The organism is Chryseobacterium sp. 22543, assembly GCF_052044565.1.
Taxonomy (GTDB): domain Bacteria; phylum Bacteroidota; class Bacteroidia; order Flavobacteriales; family Weeksellaceae; genus Chryseobacterium.
This window is the reverse complement of record NZ_JBQENH010000001.1, coordinates 348,858-367,509: the sequence shown is the minus strand read 5'-3', so window position 1 is coordinate 367,509 and position 18,652 is coordinate 348,858. Positions and strand designations below refer to the sequence as shown.

The following is an 18,652-nucleotide window of genomic DNA, read 5'->3' as shown; positions in this document are numbered from 1 at the left end:
GGTGAAATATTCTTTAGATGCATTTCAGAATTTTACACCAACAAAAAATTAAATAAATGAATATTGTTTTAACAGGTTCCATTGGGAACATCGGAAAACCACTTACAAAAGAACTTGTACAAAAAGGACACTCAGTTACAGTAATCAGCAGTAAGGAAGAAAGAATAGCTGCTATAGAAGCTTTGGGAGCAAAAGCCGCCATAGGCAGTATGTTTGATGCAGAATTTCTTACAGAAACTTTTACAGGAGCAGACATTGTTTATTTAATGGAAACAATGGAAGCCGCAGGAGATATGTTTGATAAAAACATTGATTTTATCGGAAAGATCGGTGAAATCGGTCGTCATTACAAAACTGCTGTAGAACGTTCAGGAGTGAAGAAGATTATCCATCTCAGCAGCATTGGTGCCCATACAGATAAGGGGACAGGCATTATTGTCTTTCATTATCATGTAGAGCAGATCCTGAAGCAGCTGCCGGATGATATTGCAATTAAATTCATTCGTCCTGTCGGTATTTATTTCAATATGTTTTCATTCATCAGTACGATAAAAAACAAAGGAGCCATTGTTTCCAATTGGGGAGGTGATCAGAAAGAACCGTGGGTTTCTCCGTTAGATATTGCAGATGTTGTAGCTGAGGAAATTGAAAAACCATTTGATGGGAAGACAGTACGTTATGTAGCCAGTGATGAGGTTTCTCCCAATGAAATTGCAAAATCTTTGGGAGAATCAATCGGGAAGGCAGAGCTGTCATGGAAAGTGATTTCAGATCAGGAATTACTGAAAAGCTGGCTTGACATCGGTTTCAATGAACAGGTAGCTAAAGGTTTTGTAGAAACTCAGGCAAGTCAGGCAAGTGGAATTCTGTACGAAGATTATTATCAGCATCCACCTGTCCTGGGGAAGGTGAAACTGGCAGATTTTGCAAAAGAATTTGCCGCTGCTTACCAAAATGAGGAAGTGTAAAATATTGAACAACAAAAGTCACAAAAGCTTTAAACACTTAAATAAACTTTAGAGGATATTGTTACGCAAAAGAAGAACACATAAGTTTTTAGAATCTTTGATTTTTAAAAGTGTACAATAATAACCACAGCATCTGTGAAAATCGATGTTCTCTGTGGTAAAACAATTTGTAATTTTATAGATATGGAAAGACGGGTTACAAAAAGAATAAAAACCATTACAGAATTTCACCGCTCAAGAGGATTACCGCCTCCTGAGCATCCGCTGATCAGTGTGATTGATTACAAAAATGTTAAGCGGCCTGCTGATATCGGAGAAGTTAACTGGATGCTGGATTTTTACCAGATTTCTTTGAAAACAGGAATGAATGGAAAGCTGAAGTATGGCCAGCAGGAATATGATTTTGATGAAGGAACTCTGTTTTTTATTTCCCCGAATCAGGTTTTCAGAATTGAAGCAGATTCCGGTATGAAGGATAAACAATCCGGCTGGATGCTGTTGATTCACCCTGATTTTCTGTGGAACACCTCAATGGCAAAGACCATAAAACAATATGATTTTTTTGACTATTCAGTGAATGAAGCTTTGTTTCTTTCAAAAAAAGAAGAGCTTACCATCAATGGAATTATAGAACATATTGAACAGGAATATCATGGGATAATTGATAAATTCAGCCAGAATATTATCATCTCCCATATGGAAACACTGCTCAATTATTCCGAAAGGTTTTATGAAAGGCAGTTTATTACCAGAAAAATAACCAATCATAACATTCTTACCCGTTTAGAAACTTTATTGGTTGATTATTTCAATGATAATGATCTGGTGTCAAAAGGGTTGCCTACGGTACAGTTTACAGCAAAAGAACTTGGAATTTCACCCAATTATCTTAGCCGGCTATTAACAACCCTTACCGGGCAAAGTACCCAGCAGTTTATCCATGATAAGTTGATTGAAAAAGCGAAAGAAAAACTCTCTACGACAGATCTCTCAGTAAGTGAAATTGCTTATGAACTGGGCTTTGAGCATCCACAGTCCTTTACAAAACTATTTAAAAATAAAACCCGGCTTTCTCCGCTGGAGTTCAGAACCTCTTTTCAGTAGAAGATAAAGATAAGATACAAACGGCTTTATTATGAATGGTGCTGTTTGGATTTAATCCCTGTTTTATTGTATTTATTCCGGTATTCGATAGGAGATAAGCCCGTAATTCTGCGGAATATTTCCCGAAAGGCTTTCACATCAGAATAGCCTGCTTCATACATCACTTCATTGATGGTTTTTCGGGAGATTTCCAGTTCTTTTTTGGCAGATTCCACCTTTACTCTTTGTTGGTATTCAAGAGGAGTATTGCCGGTTGCTTTTATAAACCTGCGGTCAAAACTTCGTCTTCCAACTGTGAATTTCTGGGAAAGTGCTTCCATGGATATTTTCTCAGAAAAATTCTTTTCAATGTATTCCTGGGCCTGAATAATCATGTCATCACCATGCGATTTTTGCCCGTTAAAGATGATGAAATCCGATTGTGTTTCCCTGTCGATGTCAATTTGAAATATTTTGGAACAATAAATAGCCGTTTGTCTGTCGTAATATTTTTCAACCAGATAAAGAAGAAGGTTTAAGAAAGAATACCCTCCGCCATTTGTATAAATACCGTGTTCATCCGTAATGATTTTTTCTGCCCTTACATTCACTTTGGGAAACAGTTTTTTAAAATTGGCAACCGTATTCCAGTGGATAGAACAGCTTTTTGAATCCAGGAGTCCTGTAGAAGCCAATATATAAGCTCCAGTGCACATGCTGGCTACATCCGCTCCCTTTTTATACTGTTCCGATATCCAATGGACAAGTGCCGTATTTTGGTCATCTATTTTTGTGAAATTCGGGGCAATGGCAGGAATGACAATCAGATCGGTTTTCTGGACTGCTGCAATATTTTTCTGTGGAATCACGGTAAGCAAACCATTTACAAAATCAGAATGCTCAGAAACTCCGGCCAGCTCGATGGTGAATACCGTATCTTTATTGTTGTGGCTGTAATACCTGTTTGCTTCCGTAAAAATATGATAGGTCCCTATAATACAGGATAATGTATTGGGTGCTGTCTGTGCATCGGGAACTAATATGGTTAAATGTTTCATATCGCAGAATGTAAAGGTGAATAAATTGTGCCGATTGTAACCTCATCTGTATCATACAAATATAAAAAAATAAGATGTCCGGATCAACCTCTTATAATGTCTATTTTACACCCCTTACAGGTCTTTCTATGTTCTTACCTTTGAATAAGTAAATAAGAGAATACAGTCCGAAAGGATGGCAGAAAAGAAAAAACTAACACTAATAACAAATAAAATTATGAAATCACAGGATTTTACAACAAGTATTACCGTTGATGCTGCGCCACAGCAGGTATTTGATGCCATTAATAATGTCCGGGGCTGGTGGTCTGAAAACATTGAAGGATCTACATCTGTACTGAACAGCGAATTTGCCTATCATTATCGTGATGTCCACCGGTGCAGGATAAAAATTACAGAAATGCAGCCCAATACCAGAGTGATGTGGCATGTTCTGGATAATGATTTTAATTTCATTGAAGATAAAACAGAATGGGTAGACACTCATATCGTATTTGATATCCATGAAAAAGAAGGAAAAACAGAACTTACATTTACCCATCAGGGGCTGATTCCTGAAGGTGAATGCTACGAGGTCTGCCATGACGCCTGGACTCATTATATTCAGGACAGTCTGAAATCCCTTATTACGACAGGTCAGGGGAAAGCAACTCCAAAAGAAGATTTTACGGTCTCTGATCATCCGGAGGAAAATACAGATACGAAAAGCATTTATCATAGATTGCTCATTACTGTACCTGTTGAAAAAGTATATGAAGCCATCACTACCCAGGAAGGATTAGCCGGATGGTGGACTCCGGATACGGAAGCAAAAGCTGAGATAGGCAGTATGCTGAGATTTGGTTTTGGACCTGATTATTTTAAAAAGATGGAAGTGGTGGATCTGAAACCTTATAGTCTGGTGAAGTGGCGTTGTATCAAGGGATTTGTGGACTGGGTTGGTACTACACTCACTTTTGAGCTGGAACCTCATAAAAAAGGATGTGTTTTATTATTCCATCATGATGGCTGGAAATCATACAATTCAGAATTTGCATCCTGCAGTTTTGACTGGGCCTTATTTTTCAGAAGTCTGAAATCTCTTTGTGAAACAGGAAAAGGCTTTCCATATCCGGAATTTGATAAAATAAATTAATGCTGTACTCCATAATTATCCGATCCTGATTGTCAGAATATCTAAAAATAAATAACTCTTATAGTTTTGATAAAAAAATAAAAAAATAAGGCTGTTTCACAGAGGAGACAGCCTTTTTCTTAAGATTGTTTTGTAATTCAGTGAATTGCACCTGCTGCCATCCTTGAAAAACTGTTTCTGAAATTTAAAAAATTGATATCTCTCATCATTCTTAATGGAATTGGTGTTCTTTTACAGAAAAATTAATTATATTTTTGATAATTATTTTATCTGCACAATTCTTTATCATGAGCGATAAAGCATAACAATTGTAGAAAACCACGCCAATATTATGATGAAAAAATACCTTACTTATATAGCACTTTTGGGAGCACCTTTCTTTTGGGGGCAAAATAAAGGGACTGAAACATCTGCTTACCAGCAAAACTGGAAATCGTTAGAGAAGGAAAATGAGGATATAGCATTTGACGCTGATATAAAACTGTCTGATGCTGAAACAGCTTTGGATAAAAAGATATTCCAAATACGTAAGCAATTTCTGAGCGATACAGAATCCAAAAAAATATCTTTATACAACAGCTCTTTTTATGAATTAAGACCATTAATAGAAAGCAGTAAGCTGTATGAACTCCTACAGACCATGCCGAAAGGAGGTTTACTGCACACCCACAGCGGAGGAATAACGGAGGTGCAATGGATTATTTCGGCTGCCAGAAAATATCAGGAATGCTATGTTTACGATCAGAAAGATAATGATCAGTTCATTTTTGGACAGCTGGCTTTTTTTGAAAAAGGAAAAGTTCCGAATGGATTTGTCAGCCTTGATAAAAAACTGAACTCAACCCCGGATTTTGAAAAACAATTACAGGAACTTCTCACTCTGAAACGTGATAGCTTATGCTCTTACACAGATTATTGGATTGAATTTGAAAAACGTTTTAAGCGTATCAATCTGCTGCTTCCTTATCGTCCTTTCTTTAAAGAATATTATTTGAAAGGATTTCAGGATTTGATCAAAGATAAAGTACAGCACGTAGAAATCAGATATATTTTTGATGAGCTTTACGATTTCCAGCATGGGAAATATCCTCTAAAAACTTCCATCACAGATCTGCAGGACATTCTTAAAGAAATACATAAGTCTGATCCGCAGTTCACCCTGAAACTGATCTATTCAAGCTTTAAATTCCTGGATAATGAAAGTATCGGAAAACAGCTTGAAACAGCGTTTGAGATGAAGAAAGAATTTCCGGATATGATCTCAGGTTTTGATCTTGTAGCAGATGAAGCTGCGGGACATAACATCAGTTTTTTCGAGAAGAACTGGGCAAAACTGAATGAACTTAACAAGAAGTATGGTGTGGAAATACCTCTTTTCCTTCACGCCGGAGAAAGTAACTCCGCCTTGAATAAAAATGTTCTGGATGTAGCTTTATTAAACAACAAAAGAATTGGACACGGACTGAATCTTATCTACTTCCCCAAAACCATGGAGCAGATCAGAAAACAGAATAAACTGGTTGAAGTAAGCCCCATCAGTAACCAGGTTCTGGGATATGTGAGTGATATGAGAAATCACCCTGCCAGAGTATTGTTAAGCAATGGAATACAGTGTTCCATCAGCAGTGATGATCCTTCAGTTTATGGATACGCAGGGCTTAGTTATGATTTCTGGGTAGCGCTGGTGTATTGGGAACTGGATGTAAAAGCATTGAAAAAACTGGTTTTCAATTCCATTAATTATTCTTCTTTGAATGAAAATGAGAAAAAGAAATCATTAACCTATCTGAACCAGCAATGGAATGATTTTGTCCAGAAAACAAATCAGAAATTAAACTAATCAGGGGTTTCCCGGAAAAAATAAAGAGCCTGTCTCAAACGTCGAACAATTTGACTTTTGTCATTCTGACGAAGGAAGAATCTCATTAACGATCAAACATATGAGATTCTTCATTACATTGCATTTCATTCAGAATGACACTTTTGAGATGGTCTTTTGCCTTTTATAGATTGATGAAGATTATTTTGTAAGCCTTGATCTGGATAACTCCTTTTTTACAGCAGTACCTAATTTTGATGGACTTACCTTTGTCAATACTAACGATTCACAACCGTTGAAGACTGCAAAACGTTTTACGGTTTCTACAAAAGGGGTAAGCCATACTTCAGGAGCTATTGTATTGTTTTCAATATGTAAATGAATAAGCTCAAATTTTTTTTCTTTTCTGTGGGCTTTACAATCAACTCTTCCTATAAACTGATTTCCAAACAGTATCGGCAGACAGAAATAACCATATTGTCTTTTTTCCTTTGGAGTATAACATTCCAGCCTGAAATCAAAATCAAAAATCTGTTTGATCCGGTCACGGTGAATAATAGAATTATCAAACGGTGACAGCAGCCGTACACTGGATTCTGTCAGAGCAAATGTTTTTTCCAGCAGATCATTTTGAACAAAAACGGAGTTTCCTCCATCAACCCTGACTTTCGATATTCTGTTTTCTTCCAGCATAGTTTGTAACACTATATTGACATTCTTCTTCAGGTCATTTCCACTCCTAAGATGGGTAATCTGCTTTACCGTAGTAAATCCATAAGCACGGAGATTGGTTGTTACCAGATATTCCGCCAGCTCAAGTGGAGTAGGTTCTGTGGTATTAATAGAAGTGGGTAGAACTCTTTCGGCCAGGTCATATGTTTTCTGCATACCGGAACGTCCGCTGATCATCAGGTCTCCCTGCATAAAAAGTCTTTCAAGAGCCAGTTTGGCAGGTTTCCAGTTCCACCAGGTTCCTGTTTTATGACTTTCGTTTTCGAAATCTCTTGCCCGTTTAGGGCCTTCGTGGCGGATGGTATCTGTAACGTACTGCATTACTTTTGGGTCTGCATTGTAGTAACGGGACTCCCCTCGTTTGATGGTCAGCATTTGAGGTAAAACATACCGAAAATCCTGCATTGGAAGATAAGAAGCGGCATGAAACCAATATTCGAATACTTTACGTTCTCCTACCAGTTCCTCCAGATCATCTGCTTTAAAGTCCGGGATTCTGGTCCAGAGCGTATGATGATGGGCGCGCTCCACCATAGACAAAGTATCAATCTGTATATATCCGAGATGCTCCAATGCATGAAGAACCGCATCTTTTCCGGTTCCGAATGGTGTATTTTGGGTTAATCCCTGACTATTTAATGTTGCAAGCTTTAAATGCTCCAAAGTCAACTTCTTTTCCATATCCGAAGAAAACAGATTTGTTTGTGATATTTTTTCAAATATAATGATTCCACCGAAAGCTTTGAGTAAGATGTCATTTAAATACTCGCATGGGATGGCTGGTGACAGAATACAGGTGAAGCATCAGTTGTTATGGTCGTTATCCCTTTTTAATTCTCTTTCAATCTCATTTACATAGGGCAACGGGAGATGAAAACTTTCTTCAATGTATTTTCTTATATATTCATCAGTTTTGCCATTTATTTTTCTGATAAAAAGCTGATTTCCGGATTGTAAGGATTCAATATAAGTGGATGTGTCCTGTGTGTTTTGAAAAATTGATTTCTCAACTACCGCTCTTTTATCATCATTGATGATGATATCACTAAATGAAGTATTCATAAGAACGGTCTGAAAAAATGATTCTGCCGGCAGAAAAGTATGAAGATAATAATCTTCAAAGTCCATTACTATTTTGTTACTGGTTAAAAATGTACAGGTTTCTCTGGTGAAAATAAACCATTTTCCGCCAATATAGGGGACCACTCCCTTCATAAATGTTCTTTTATAGATGAAGGATGAGATCATATAGGCTAATTCCGTAAAATGATTCTGTATTCTCTGCAGAGTATCCGGTCTGTAAAATTTCTGGTCATAATAAAAAAGATAATTCCGGTCTTTATTGGTGGAAAGAAACTGGCGGATGATATTTTGTGATTTCAGAGGATGATCTTCCCCGCTTAGGTTGATAAAATAATCCCATTCTTTACTTACATTTAATAGAAATTCCATAGCATTCAGCTCTGCCTGAACCATATTGAAGCCTCCTGACACAATATTCAGGCTGTCCAGAATATAGACATTCGGAAATTGAACGATGTACAGCTGTATTTCTTCAATGAATTCGGGCTTAGCTTTCCTGTCGATATGGATAAGATAAAACTGATCCCTTGTATAAATCTTCTGAAACATCTCTTTAAATACCTCAGGTTTATGATGTACCATAATAAAATAAGCAATCCTTACATGCGGGCCTGTAGGTGATTCCAGAGTTTTGGGATGAGGTTTGGCTATGGGATCGGAAATTTGCATGATTCGGAGTTTAAAATCATCCGCGATAGCAAACAATTTGATTGATTGGTAGAAGATAAGAATAATTTTTTGATAATCAATCATTTAAATAAAATTGTATTTGCCTTTTTTTATTGTAGGTTTGCAAAACATTTATAAAACAGGTCACTGCCTTTGCTATTCTGTCATAGTTTAAAATCACATTTTTTTCTTTCAGTTTTGCTTTTTCAGCTACCAATTTATAGTCTTCATTTCTTGGGCAGAAATCAAAGAGTATAAAGTTCTATTGTAGAGAAGCGATGCGTCATAGCTGGATAATCCATACTGTAGTAAGGATAATATTGTAGCTAAAACAAGAAAAATGATGAGCAGAAAAGAGTTTTCTTTATTTGTTTATCCTTAATGATATACCAACTCAATTCTGATAAACAGACTTGCTTACGAAATACCGGGAAGCCGGAATTTATAATGAATTTTAAAAATTTAAACCTAATCAATCCCATTATCCGTGCCATGACAGAAGCAGGATATTCCAGACCTACTGAAATACAGTGTAACGCAATTCCACTTATTTTAACGGGCAGGGATGTTGTAGGATGTTCCCAGTCAGGTACAGGAAAAACAGCAGCATTTATTATGCCTATTCTGCAACTGTTGAAAAGGCATACTACGGAACATAAAGAAATACGGATTTTAATACTTACGCCCACACCGGAATTAGCCAGACAGTTGGAAGAAAATCTTGGAATTTACAGTAAATATTTGCCATTGTCTCAGCTTTCTGTGTACGAAGGTATTCCTGTCGGAAGCCAGCTTGCAGCACTGAGAAAAAGAGTGGACATTCTTGTGGCAACACCGGGAAGGCTGCTCGATTTGGAAAATCAAAGACATATTGATCTTTCGAAAATTGAGGTATTTGTTTTGGATAAAGCAGATAAAATGCTTGAAATAGGCCTCATTAATGATATAAAAAAAGTAGTAAAACTGCTTCCCCAGAAAAGACAAAATCTGTTTTTTTCTACAACAATCCCGGGAAGTGTAAGGCATTTTGCCGGAACAATTCTGAACAATCCTGTGGAGGTTATTGTCAGTCCGGTTTCTTCTGCAGCGCAGACCGCTAAGCAGGCGGATGGTTTTGCAGAAAAAGAAAAGAAAAATGATGTGCAGACTGATACTCTGCAGAAAAAAAACATAAGAACAATGCTTCTTACACGTACCAAACATGTAACCAGCAAATTGGTCCAGCAGCCGTAGAATTTCAGTATACACCACTGAATCTATGTCTACAGGATCAGAACAAGAACCGGAATAGAATGAACAGCTATTTCATTTTTACAAATAGAATCTGTAACGTTTACAGACTATAATATATAATTTTTAATAATAATTACAATGCAAGAAGGCACCGTAAAATTTTTCAATGAAGCAAAAGGCTTCGGTTTTATTACTCCAGCAGATGGAAGTAAAGATATATTTGTACATTCTTCAGGATTAAACACAAGATCGATCCAGGAAAATGATAAAGTCGTTTTTGATGTACAAAAAAGTGATAAAGGTTTAAATGCTGTTAACGTTAAGTTAGCATAATTGAAATCTTAATTGCATAGATGTTAAATTAACATCTTTTGACATGTCAAGTCTCATATTTTTATATTTTTTTACAATTCAACATCCATACACTTTAGTATCCGGATATATTGTTTGAAAAGACATTGATGTAAGTAGATTTTTTTTATTTTCATTATGTTCATTAGCCTCTTACTTTATGTGAGAGGTTTTTCGGGGATTCAAGAAGATTGATATCTGAAAAATAAAATATGAGACTTGATATGCAATTGTTACCGCATTCATTATAAATGCTGTACATATTTTAATCCCTTAAAAGGTCCAGGAAATAATATGATTGTTATCAATAATTTTGATGAGTACAAGGCTTGTGAAGGACAGATGATTGGAGATTCTGCCTGGCATATGATAGATCAGGAGCAGATCAACAGATTTGCAGATGCTACTTTAGACGATCAGTGGATCCATACAGATAAAGAAAGGGCAGAAAAAGAAGGCCCTTTTAAATCAACCATTGCTCATGGTTATCTGACCTTATCATTGATTCCTTATCTCTGGAAACAGATTGCCGATGTTCGCAATGTAAAAATGGAGATCAATTACGGGATCGAGAATCTTAAATTCGGAGACGCTGTGCCGGTAAACAGTGAGGTAAAGCTGCAGGCAATGGTAAAATCAGTAATCAACCTCAAGGGAACAGTAAAAGCAGTTGTTGAAGCCAAACTGCTCATTAAAGATCATATAAAACCTGCTTATACAGGAGATGTGGTTTTTCTTTATCATTTTTCCTGATACAAAATTTACACTGATAATTTTTAACTGATAATGCTCCATGCAATAAAAAAGTATCATTGAATTCAATGATACTTTTAAGTTTTTGCCACCTGTTCTATGGGTTGTTAAAAACGGCTGCCCCTGTGTTTTACAATGAAAGCACTATTTTACCCAATAAAGGTTTGTTGCGTTTTGAATCCTCCATCCTCTGATGGGCTTTTTGAACCTCTTCAATAGGGTAGATACTGTCTATAACGGGTTTTACCTGTCCGGTTTCTATCAATTGGGTAATATGATGAAGCTCGTCTCTGCTTTGTCTGGTAAAAACAAAATGATACGTTGCATTTTTTTCCCAGGCATGGATAAGGTTTTGTGGCTGTGCAATATCAACCAGCGTTACTACAGTACCATAATCAGCTAAAGCCAGAGGGCTGTCTGAGAGCGTAGTTCCTCCAACCGTATCGATAATGACATCAACACCTTTTCCCTGGGTGTAAGACTGTATTTCTTCAACCCAATTTTCTTTATGATGATCAATGACTACATCCGCTCCGAGATACTGAAGCTTTTCGTGTAAAATGCTCTGCCCTGTTGTGTACACATAAGCACCTAGCGATTTAGCCACCTGTATAGCGAGTGAGCCAACACCACCTGCACCTCCGAGAATGAGAATACGGTCTCCTTTTTTTATCTGAGCCCTTACCACGAGCATTTCCCATACCGTTCCTCCAATAAGCGGAATCGCAGCGGCTTCCTCGTAGCTGATGTTATCTGGCATTCCGGATAATGAGGATTCGTCGGTAACGTGATATTCTGCATAACTGCCCGGTCCGCCAAAACGTGGCGAATAATAGACCTTATCACCAGGTTGCCATTTTGTTACAGCTTCACCCACGGCAACAACATCACCCGCAATATCATGGCCGGTTGTGATAGGTAATTCAAATTGAGATGCGTAGTCTCCACGTCTTACCTGATAATCCAGAGGATTTACCGAAGTTGCCCTTACTTTTACTAATACCTGAGAAGAATTTGTTATAAAAGGAGCGGGACTTTCCGTTACCTCCAGAACTTCCGGTCCTCCGTAGTTTTTTATGACAATTGTTTTCATAATTAAATATTTCGCTTACTTTTTATTAGTTTAAGACCTGCATTTACTATTGAGGCAGTGTTCCCATAAATTCAAATATTTCGGCACCTATTTCTTCAGCGTTGGTTTCCAGCACAAAGTGCCCGGTATCATAAAATTTTAATTTTGCATTGGGAAGATCTTTTTTATAAGCTTCAGCTCCTGCAGGCAAAAAGTATGGATCTTTGTTTCCCCATACCAATAACATCTTTGGCTGATGTTTTCTGAAATATTCATGGAATTTGGGATATAAAGCTACATTGGTTCTGTAATCTTTCATTAAGTCCAGCTGGATCTCTATATTACCCGGTCTGTCAAGGAATTTCTGATCTAGGGTATACGATTCCGGTGCAATGAGAGAAGGATCAGAAACACCATGATAATATTGAAATTGGGTCGCTTCTTTAGAAACAAAGTCTTTCAATGCAAGGCGGTTTTCCTGTGAGGGATCTTTCCAGTATTTCTGTATAGGATTCCATTCCTTGCTTAATCCTTCTTCATAGGCGTTTCCGTTTTGGGAGACGATACCAGTGATCTTTTCAGGATTGTTCATGGCCAGGCGTAAGCCTACCGGAGCTCCATAATCAAAGATATAAACCGCAAAACGTTTCATTCCCAGTTTATCAATAAATGCCTGTACCGTTTCTGCAAGACGGTCAAAGGTGTATGAGAACTGCTGGTGATCCGGAGCATCAGAATAACCAAAACCAGGCAGATCTGGAGCGATGACATGGTATTTTTTACTCAAAATCGGGATCAGGTTTCTGAACATATGGGATGAAGTAGGGTATCCGTGCAGTAAAAGTATTGCAGGAGCATCAGTTGGGCCTGATTCTCTGTAAAATAGGTTTAGATCATTTACTTTAATGTTTCTGTAGTGGATAGGATGGTTTTCCATAATGTGATTGTTTAAAGTTAATTTTTGTTTGGATTGAGTCATGGTCATATTGCTCATCACTAAGCCAAGCGACAGGCTTGCAATTAATTGTCTTGAAATTGTTTTCATTGATTTTTTTGACAGTTCAAAATTAATACGGATATTTGATTACTGGAAACGATTAATTATAATCAATACAATCACTTTTAATGATTAGTTGAAATGAATATAAACGATTTGAAAATATTTGAAGCCGTTGCAGAAAGTGGAAGTTTTACCAAAGCCGCTTCCACGATGTTTACGGTTCAGTCCAATGTTACGGCAAGAATAAAAAGTCTTGAAGATGAGTTTGATACTAAGCTTTTTTCACGTACATCCAGGAAAGTAGAGCTTACTTCTGAAGGGATGATCCTGATGCAGTATTCTAAACAGATTCAGCATTTGGTGGAAGAAGCAAAGAACAATATTCTGAGCGGTGAAAATATAAGAGGATGTCTGAAAATAGGCTGTATAGAAACAACAATGGCTTTGAAAGTACCCGAGATCCTCAATACTTTTGACGAAAAATATCCCGGTATCGAGCTGGAGTTTAAATCTGATACAAGAGATGCCGTACTTTCCGGAGTTCTGGATTACAGGCTTGATGCTGCTTTCGTTTCCGCTCCCGTAAATGCCAAAGGACTGGAAAAGATCTGTATTAAAGAAGAGCAGCTTGTCATTCTTACCTCATCAAAAGGCCCGAACCTGCAAACCCTGATTGCGAACGAACCCCTGAAGATCGTCGTATTTGATGAGGGCTGTATTTTCAGAGAAAGATTAGAATCGTGGCTTAGCCATAAAGGAATTCTGAATTATAAAAGTACCACCCTGAATTCTATTGAGGGTGTGATTAATTTCGTAGAAGCAGGTTTGGGAATCAGCATACTGCCGGAAGAAATTGTCTCCAAATATTACGCAGGAAGAAACATTAAGACCTATGGCCTCAATAAGCAGCTGGGAACCATGAACACCATTCTTGTTTTCAGAAAAGACGGACCGCAGTCCAAAGCTTTGCAGTGCTTTATTGATATGCATGCGCAATTATTATGATCTATTACAATTTGTTTTTGATTTCAGGAAGCGTAATTTCTTTGTTATAGAGCAGATTAACTACATTTTTTATGAAATCCTCCTTTTTAATCCGTTCTCCATTGGTATTATAAGCGATGGAGAGATCTGCCTCTTTATTATAGATGAGAATAGCGTGTGATCCTAAGGTATCGCCGCCATGGCCGTAAAATGTAATGCCATTAAAGTCCCAGATTGCCATTCCTCTTCCCCAATTTTCCTTTCCCAATACAGGTTCCATCAGTTTCAGTGTTTCTTTTTTCAGAATGACATTATGGAATAAACTGTTGATGAAAATATTCAGATCATAAGGTGTTGAAGAGATATCACCCACGCCGATTACATTGAGAAAGTCTATTTCCTCTTTCAACATACTCCAGGAATTGTTTTCATAACGATAAGGCAGGAATATGTTTTTTTGATTGGCTTTGAAAGGTATTAAATTTTTTAATTGGAGAGGATTTATAATTTCTGATTGAACGATCTTGTAAAACGATTTCTCATATTTTCTTTCGAGAATTTTCGTTAAAAGATAATAAGCAGAGTTAGAGTAGGCCACTTTTTCACCGGGCTCAAAACTCTTTCCCTGTTTGATGATCAAATCCATTATCTCTTTGTCCTTTACTTTTCCGGTAACCCATACTTCTCCATCTTTCACCACATAGCTTCCCAGCCCGCTGGTATGTTCCAATAAATTTTTAATGGTCATTTTATCAGAATTGGGAATCTCCGGATAAAACTCTGAAAGTTGAGTATTGAGATTCAGTTTGTTTTTTTCAATTAACCTGAAAATTAAAACGGCTGTAATCATTTTCGTAACAGAGCCTACCTGATATTTAGTATTCTTATTATAAGTTAATTCCGGGATATTTTTTTGTCCGAAATTTTTAGAATAAACCTCTTTACCATTTTTAAAAATAGATAAACTGCCCACTCCCAGATTATTCTTTTCAATATAACTGAAATAATGATCTAATTTTTCCGGGTTGATGGTTTGTGAAAAAAAATAATTGGAAATAAGAAGAAGTAGTAATGTAATTTTAATATTCATGATGAGTTTTTGTGGGTCAGTCATTCATAAAACAACCTTAGGGGTAAGAATATTACATAGTATGATGCTTCTGTCCCCCAAAACTTACTTAAGTGTTTAAAGCTCTTATGTTTTGGTTTAAAAATTAAAGATCCTCAATTCGCCTACAAAGCTCTGCGATTAGACTACAATTTCAGGAAACAGGCTTTATAATTTTGCTTTGTCAATAAAACATTTAAAATTATGATACAACAAAATAGAATCTGGTTTATAACCGGAGCATCAAGAGGGTTCGGACGTATCTGGACTGAAGCAGCGTTGGAACGTGGTGATAAAGTAGTGGCCACCGCAAGAAAACTGGAGAGCATAGCCGATTTGAAGGAGAAATATGGGGATAACGTACTTACTTTAGCACTGGATGTTACCCATCCTGAACAGGTAAAAGAAGCTGTACATAAAGCTCATCAGCATTTCGGAAAACTGGATATTGTACTGAATAATGCCGGATATTCGCTGGTAGGAACCATAGAAGAGGCGGGTGCAGATGAAATCCGTGCTTTATATGAAACCAATATTTTGGGTCCTGTAAGTGTCATTCAGGCAGCGTTGCCGATCATGAGAGAGCAGGGATACGGGCATATTCTGGGGACATCCAGTAATCTCGGACACGTTACATTGCCAGTCATTGGGTATTACAGTTCTTCCAAATGGGCTTTTGAAGCCATCCATGAGAGCCTTGCAGAAGAGATCAAGCAATTCGGGATCAAAGTGACTATTATAGAACCTGGGGCCTATGCTACAGAATTCGGAAGTCAGGATTCCCTGAAGTTTTCCCAGAACATGGAGGTGTACAATGACTTTAAGACAGAATTTATGAAGATCATTCAGTCTTATGAGAAAGGAGATCCTAGAGCAACACCGGAAGCGCTCTTCAAAGTGGTAGATGCTGAAAATCCACCGTTACGTTTTCATCTCGGAAGTCATAATCTTCCTTTGGTAAAGTCTGTATATGCAGAAAGAATCAATCTTTGGGAAGCCTGGGATGAAGTTTCCAGTGCCGCGCAGGGATCATAATAAACTGTAACAACCGGTTATAAAATTATAGCCGGTTTTTCGTACCTTTAAAATACCATTTATGAAAAAGACAGATCAAACTCCGTTCAAATTTGAATCGTTATCAGAGGCCAGCCAGTTTTTCGGACTGCCAAAACCGAAGCACCCTCTCATTAGCTTAATGAATGGGGCGCATAATCTGGTCGCTACTGATAGATTGTCTCAAAAACATGTTCTGAGTTTCTATAAAATATCCTATAAACCCAAACTGGAAGGCAGAATAGAATACGGACAGGGCTACTACGATTTTAATGAGGGCGGACTGCTCTTTGCAGCACCCGGCCAGGTGATAGGAGGGAACGGGAACAGTGATACGGTGTGCTCACAATATTCTCTGCTCATTCATCCTGATTTCTTTTTAGGATATCCCATCGCCAGGAAGATCAGACAATATGGTTTTTTCTCCTATTCCACAAAAGAAACCCTGCATCTTTCTGAGGAAGAGAAAAATACGGTACTTTCTATTTTCAATTTTATTGAATCTGAACTCAACAGCCGTATTGATGATTTCAGCCATGATGTGATGATTTCTCAGATAGAATTGCTTCTGAACTATGCCAACCGCTTTTATAAGCGCCAGTTTATCACCCGTAAAGCAACCAGCAGCACTCTTTTGCAAAAATTTGAAGATTTGCTGGATGGATATTTTAAAGATGAAATGTCTCTTAATAAAGGAATACCTACGGTGAGTTATTTTGCAGAAAACCTCCATCTTTCACCCAGCTATTTAAGTGATATGCTGCGTTCCTTAACGGGGCAGAGTACCCAGCAGCATATTCATGATAAACTGATCAGCCAGGCCAAAGAAATGCTTTCCACCACCAATCTGTCTGTGAGTGAAGTGGCATATGCACTGGGGTTTGAGCATTCCCAGTCATTCAGTAATTTATTTAAAACCAAAACCAAACTTTCTCCTTTAGAATTCAGGAAGTCTTTCAATTAATCTCTACTGTACATGGCTGCATTAACGGTCAAGTCTGTAAATAAACTCCTCAATCTCGGTTTGTCTCTCATTGGCAAAGCCTTTATCTGTACCGGTTTTTACAAAACCACAGTTTTCCAGTACTTTCTGTGAACCCAGATTGTCAAAGGCAACACGTCCGAAAATAGGTCTGGTGGTTTCAAGGGTAAGAAAATCTTTCAGCGCTGTGGTGGCAACGCCTTTTCCCCAGAAAGACTTATCAATCCAATAAGTGATTTCTGCATCACCTTCCATGATAAACTTCGCAATACTTCCGGCGATTTCATTATCAGCGATAATCGTCTGGTTGTTGATGGTAGGATCAGCCAGCAATTTTGTGTATTTGGCCAGATAAGCTTTTTTATCGGTGGAATCTTTTGAAGTAAAGGCTGCCAGATGCCTGGCTTCAGGATCAAGCTGAAATTCAAAAAGAACATCCAGATCAGCCACTACAGTCGGCCTGAGCTGTATTTCATTGGCATTGTTTTTCATTTGGAATGGTGTGTTGGTTGATTTTCAAATATAATTAAATATTGGGCTCAAAAACAATTTCAACGTTGCACAAAATTTCTTGATTTTAAGCTTATCTGTAAACAAATCATTTAAAAAAACTCAGTAGTAATGATTCTCTGAAGTGTAAGTGTAATTACGGTTTCCCATAATTGGAATGTTATAATCTCTTTTACTTTTATCAATAAAAACTATGCTACTAACTTTAATTAATATCTCATTTGGTATTGGTGAATTCTTTTCTACAACATTTATAATTTTAGTCATTTTATCAATCTGTGCATATCTCTATAGGATTTCTAAAAAGTATCAGAAATCTAAATATGCAATTTCATCTCTTGCAATCATGTTGGTATTACATTTAGTTGTCTTCCCTTTATTGTATACTTTAATGCTCAAGAGTAACCCCAATAGCTTTGAATTTAAAACTGCTATTCATGATAGTCAAAAGCAGGTAGTGATGAATGAGTGGATTGATGATTCTAAAGATATTCCATATCAAATTAAATATCTTGAAAATATTAAATCGTCAAATTACACGATCTTAAACAAGTCGTTAAAAGAATTAGAGCAATTGACTTTTACAGAGAATTATATAATACATACAGATTTTAGTTTTAACTTTCCTCAAAGGGGTAATGACCTTACTGCAACTATTTACATATTCGATAGGAAAGGTATTTTAAAAAAGAAACTACACAAAATTGGAAGCCAAATTGGTCTGGATTCTATGAAAATCGGAACTGTAATCACCCAAGATATTAACTATCTTAAGAATGAATTAAACTTTTACAAAGTTAAAAAAGCCGAATTAGATAAAAATAATTTTTGGACTTATACAACATTACTTCCATATAGTGCATCTTCTCTATTCACAGGAAATATGTCTCCATTAACACCAACAGCTAATATATTTTATACGATTCATTATATCATAATCTATTGTATCGGTATCGGTGTTTTCCTTCATTTTCTGATTAGAAATTTGGAATTAATTATTAGAAACCGAAAATCTTAACCTCAACTATAATGTTGAATGACTTTGCAGAAAGGATAGCT

The 18,652-nt window shown here is 37.0% G+C and carries 18 protein-coding genes; 11 read left to right on the top strand and 7 right to left on the bottom strand.

The window, feature by feature from the left end; genetic code table 11:
• Window positions 1-56: 56 nt before the first annotated feature.
• Complete coding sequence (locus ACTJIP_RS01540; RefSeq protein WP_440704029.1) at window positions 57-968, top strand: SDR family oxidoreductase; 912 nt, start codon at window positions 57-59, stop codon at window positions 966-968.
• 183 nt (window positions 969-1,151) lie between these two features.
• Entirely contained in the window at window positions 1,152-2,072 is a 921-nt protein-coding gene (locus ACTJIP_RS01535) for an AraC family transcriptional regulator (RefSeq protein WP_077418636.1), read from the top strand.
• 29 nt (window positions 2,073-2,101) lie between these two features.
• Here ACTJIP_RS01535 and ACTJIP_RS01530 read toward each other — a convergent pair whose 3' ends face one another.
• Complete coding sequence (locus tag ACTJIP_RS01530) at window positions 2,102-3,109, bottom strand: GlxA family transcriptional regulator (protein ID WP_180564126.1); 1,008 nt, start codon at window positions 3,107-3,109, stop codon at window positions 2,102-2,104.
• A 217-nt stretch (window positions 3,110-3,326) separates the two neighbouring features.
• Here ACTJIP_RS01530 and ACTJIP_RS01525 point away from each other — a divergent pair, with 217 nt between their 5' ends.
• Entirely contained in the window at window positions 3,327-4,244 is a 918-nt protein-coding gene (locus tag ACTJIP_RS01525) for an SRPBCC family protein (protein ID WP_219072963.1), read from the top strand.
• Between the two features lie 331 nt (window positions 4,245-4,575).
• Window positions 4,576-6,084, top strand: a complete 1,509-nt coding sequence (locus ACTJIP_RS01520) for an adenosine kinase (RefSeq protein ID WP_428168249.1) — start codon at window positions 4,576-4,578, stop codon at window positions 6,082-6,084.
• A gap of 180 nt (window positions 6,085-6,264) precedes the next feature.
• On the opposite strand, the gene ACTJIP_RS01515 is transcribed toward ACTJIP_RS01520, so the two are convergent.
• On the bottom strand, window positions 6,265-7,476 hold the full coding sequence (locus ACTJIP_RS01515; protein ID WP_440704028.1) for a winged helix-turn-helix domain-containing protein: 1,212 nt from the start codon (window positions 7,474-7,476) through the stop codon (window positions 6,265-6,267).
• Between the two features lie 123 nt (window positions 7,477-7,599).
• The gene (locus ACTJIP_RS01510) at window positions 7,600-8,547 is read right to left on the bottom strand and encodes a beta-1,6-N-acetylglucosaminyltransferase (RefSeq protein ID WP_077418746.1); all 948 of its coding nucleotides are present in this window, start codon (window positions 8,545-8,547) and stop codon (window positions 7,600-7,602) included.
• 447 nt (window positions 8,548-8,994) lie between these two features.
• On the opposite strand from ACTJIP_RS01510, the gene ACTJIP_RS01505 reads away from it, so the two are divergent.
• From ACTJIP_RS01505 to ACTJIP_RS01495, 3 genes are all read left to right on the top strand, one after another.
• Window positions 8,995-9,780, top strand: a complete 786-nt coding sequence (locus ACTJIP_RS01505; RefSeq protein WP_257468951.1) for a DEAD/DEAH box helicase — start codon at window positions 8,995-8,997, stop codon at window positions 9,778-9,780.
• A 138-nt stretch (window positions 9,781-9,918) separates the two neighbouring features.
• Entirely contained in the window at window positions 9,919-10,113 is a 195-nt protein-coding gene (locus ACTJIP_RS01500) for a cold-shock protein (protein WP_077418640.1), read from the top strand.
• Window positions 10,114-10,425: 312 nt separating this feature from the next.
• Complete coding sequence (locus ACTJIP_RS01495) at window positions 10,426-10,884, top strand: MaoC family dehydratase (RefSeq protein WP_077418641.1); 459 nt, start codon at window positions 10,426-10,428, stop codon at window positions 10,882-10,884.
• Between the two features lie 130 nt (window positions 10,885-11,014).
• Here ACTJIP_RS01495 and ACTJIP_RS01490 read toward each other — a convergent pair whose 3' ends face one another.
• Both ACTJIP_RS01490 and ACTJIP_RS01485 read right to left on the bottom strand, forming a co-directional pair.
• Complete coding sequence (locus tag ACTJIP_RS01490; protein WP_077418642.1) at window positions 11,015-11,977, bottom strand: zinc-binding dehydrogenase; 963 nt, start codon at window positions 11,975-11,977, stop codon at window positions 11,015-11,017.
• A gap of 46 nt (window positions 11,978-12,023) precedes the next feature.
• Window positions 12,024-13,001 (bottom strand): alpha/beta fold hydrolase, encoded by a 978-nt coding sequence (locus tag ACTJIP_RS01485; RefSeq protein ID WP_077418643.1) that lies wholly within the window; start codon window positions 12,999-13,001, stop codon window positions 12,024-12,026.
• Window positions 13,002-13,094: 93 nt separating this feature from the next.
• On the opposite strand from ACTJIP_RS01485, the gene ACTJIP_RS01480 reads away from it, so the two are divergent.
• Window positions 13,095-13,961, top strand: a complete 867-nt coding sequence (locus ACTJIP_RS01480; RefSeq protein ID WP_077418644.1) for a LysR family transcriptional regulator — start codon at window positions 13,095-13,097, stop codon at window positions 13,959-13,961.
• A gap of 4 nt (window positions 13,962-13,965) precedes the next feature.
• On the opposite strand, the gene ACTJIP_RS01475 is transcribed toward ACTJIP_RS01480, so the two are convergent.
• A complete protein-coding gene (locus tag ACTJIP_RS01475) occupies window positions 13,966-15,030 on the bottom strand; it encodes a serine hydrolase domain-containing protein (RefSeq protein WP_440704027.1) in 1,065 nt (354 codons plus the stop codon).
• A 222-nt stretch (window positions 15,031-15,252) separates the two neighbouring features.
• Here ACTJIP_RS01475 and ACTJIP_RS01470 point away from each other — a divergent pair, with 222 nt between their 5' ends.
• The gene (locus ACTJIP_RS01470; RefSeq protein WP_440704026.1) at window positions 15,253-16,083 is read left to right on the top strand and encodes an SDR family NAD(P)-dependent oxidoreductase; all 831 of its coding nucleotides are present in this window, start codon (window positions 15,253-15,255) and stop codon (window positions 16,081-16,083) included.
• A 61-nt stretch (window positions 16,084-16,144) separates the two neighbouring features.
• On the top strand, window positions 16,145-17,065 hold the full coding sequence (locus ACTJIP_RS01465; protein WP_440704025.1) for a helix-turn-helix domain-containing protein: 921 nt from the start codon (window positions 16,145-16,147) through the stop codon (window positions 17,063-17,065).
• A gap of 21 nt (window positions 17,066-17,086) precedes the next feature.
• Here the strand turns inward: ACTJIP_RS01465 and ACTJIP_RS01460 are convergent, their stop codons facing one another.
• A complete protein-coding gene (locus ACTJIP_RS01460) occupies window positions 17,087-17,575 on the bottom strand; it encodes a GNAT family N-acetyltransferase (protein ID WP_440704024.1) in 489 nt (162 codons plus the stop codon).
• Window positions 17,576-17,786: 211 nt separating this feature from the next.
• Between ACTJIP_RS01460 and ACTJIP_RS01455 the strand changes: the two genes are divergently transcribed.
• Window positions 17,787-18,611 (top strand): hypothetical protein, encoded by an 825-nt coding sequence (locus tag ACTJIP_RS01455; protein ID WP_440704023.1) that lies wholly within the window; start codon window positions 17,787-17,789, stop codon window positions 18,609-18,611.
• Window positions 18,612-18,652 lie beyond the last annotated feature (41 nt).

What these genes read in the sequence shown, in the direction of transcription:
- ACTJIP_RS01495 (WP_077418641.1), top strand. Translation starts at nt 10,426, where the DNA reads ATGATTGTTATCAATAATTTTGATGAGTACAAGGCTTGTGAAGGACAG.
- ACTJIP_RS01470 (WP_440704026.1), top strand. Translation starts at nt 15,253, where the DNA reads ATGATACAACAAAATAGAATCTGGTTTATAACCGGAGCATCAAGAGGG.
- ACTJIP_RS01530 (WP_180564126.1), bottom strand. Translation starts at nt 3,109, where the DNA reads ATGAAACATTTAACCATATTAGTTCCCGATGCACAGACAGCACCCAAT.
- ACTJIP_RS01510 (WP_077418746.1), bottom strand. Translation starts at nt 8,547, where the DNA reads ATGCAAATTTCCGATCCCATAGCCAAACCTCATCCCAAAACTCTGGAA.
- ACTJIP_RS01490 (WP_077418642.1), bottom strand. Translation starts at nt 11,977, where the DNA reads ATGAAAACAATTGTCATAAAAAACTACGGAGGACCGGAAGTTCTGGAG.
- ACTJIP_RS01465 (WP_440704025.1), top strand. Translation starts at nt 16,145, where the DNA reads ATGAAAAAGACAGATCAAACTCCGTTCAAATTTGAATCGTTATCAGAG.
- ACTJIP_RS01500 (WP_077418640.1), top strand. Translation starts at nt 9,919, where the DNA reads ATGCAAGAAGGCACCGTAAAATTTTTCAATGAAGCAAAAGGCTTCGGT.
- ACTJIP_RS01475 (WP_440704027.1), bottom strand. Translation starts at nt 15,030, where the DNA reads ATGAATATTAAAATTACATTACTACTTCTTCTTATTTCCAATTATTTT.
- ACTJIP_RS01505 (WP_257468951.1), top strand. Translation starts at nt 8,995, where the DNA reads ATGAATTTTAAAAATTTAAACCTAATCAATCCCATTATCCGTGCCATG.
- ACTJIP_RS01520 (WP_428168249.1), top strand. Translation starts at nt 4,576, where the DNA reads ATGATGAAAAAATACCTTACTTATATAGCACTTTTGGGAGCACCTTTC.
- ACTJIP_RS01540 (WP_440704029.1), top strand. Translation starts at nt 57, where the DNA reads ATGAATATTGTTTTAACAGGTTCCATTGGGAACATCGGAAAACCACTT.
- ACTJIP_RS01525 (WP_219072963.1), top strand. Translation starts at nt 3,327, where the DNA reads ATGAAATCACAGGATTTTACAACAAGTATTACCGTTGATGCTGCGCCA.
- ACTJIP_RS01480 (WP_077418644.1), top strand. Translation starts at nt 13,095, where the DNA reads ATGAATATAAACGATTTGAAAATATTTGAAGCCGTTGCAGAAAGTGGA.
- ACTJIP_RS01485 (WP_077418643.1), bottom strand. Translation starts at nt 13,001, where the DNA reads ATGAAAACAATTTCAAGACAATTAATTGCAAGCCTGTCGCTTGGCTTA.
- ACTJIP_RS01455 (WP_440704023.1), top strand. Translation starts at nt 17,787, where the DNA reads ATGCTACTAACTTTAATTAATATCTCATTTGGTATTGGTGAATTCTTT.
- ACTJIP_RS01460 (WP_440704024.1), bottom strand. Translation starts at nt 17,575, where the DNA reads ATGAAAAACAATGCCAATGAAATACAGCTCAGGCCGACTGTAGTGGCT.
- ACTJIP_RS01515 (WP_440704028.1), bottom strand. Translation starts at nt 7,476, where the DNA reads ATGGAAAAGAAGTTGACTTTGGAGCATTTAAAGCTTGCAACATTAAAT.
- ACTJIP_RS01535 (WP_077418636.1), top strand. Translation starts at nt 1,152, where the DNA reads ATGGAAAGACGGGTTACAAAAAGAATAAAAACCATTACAGAATTTCAC.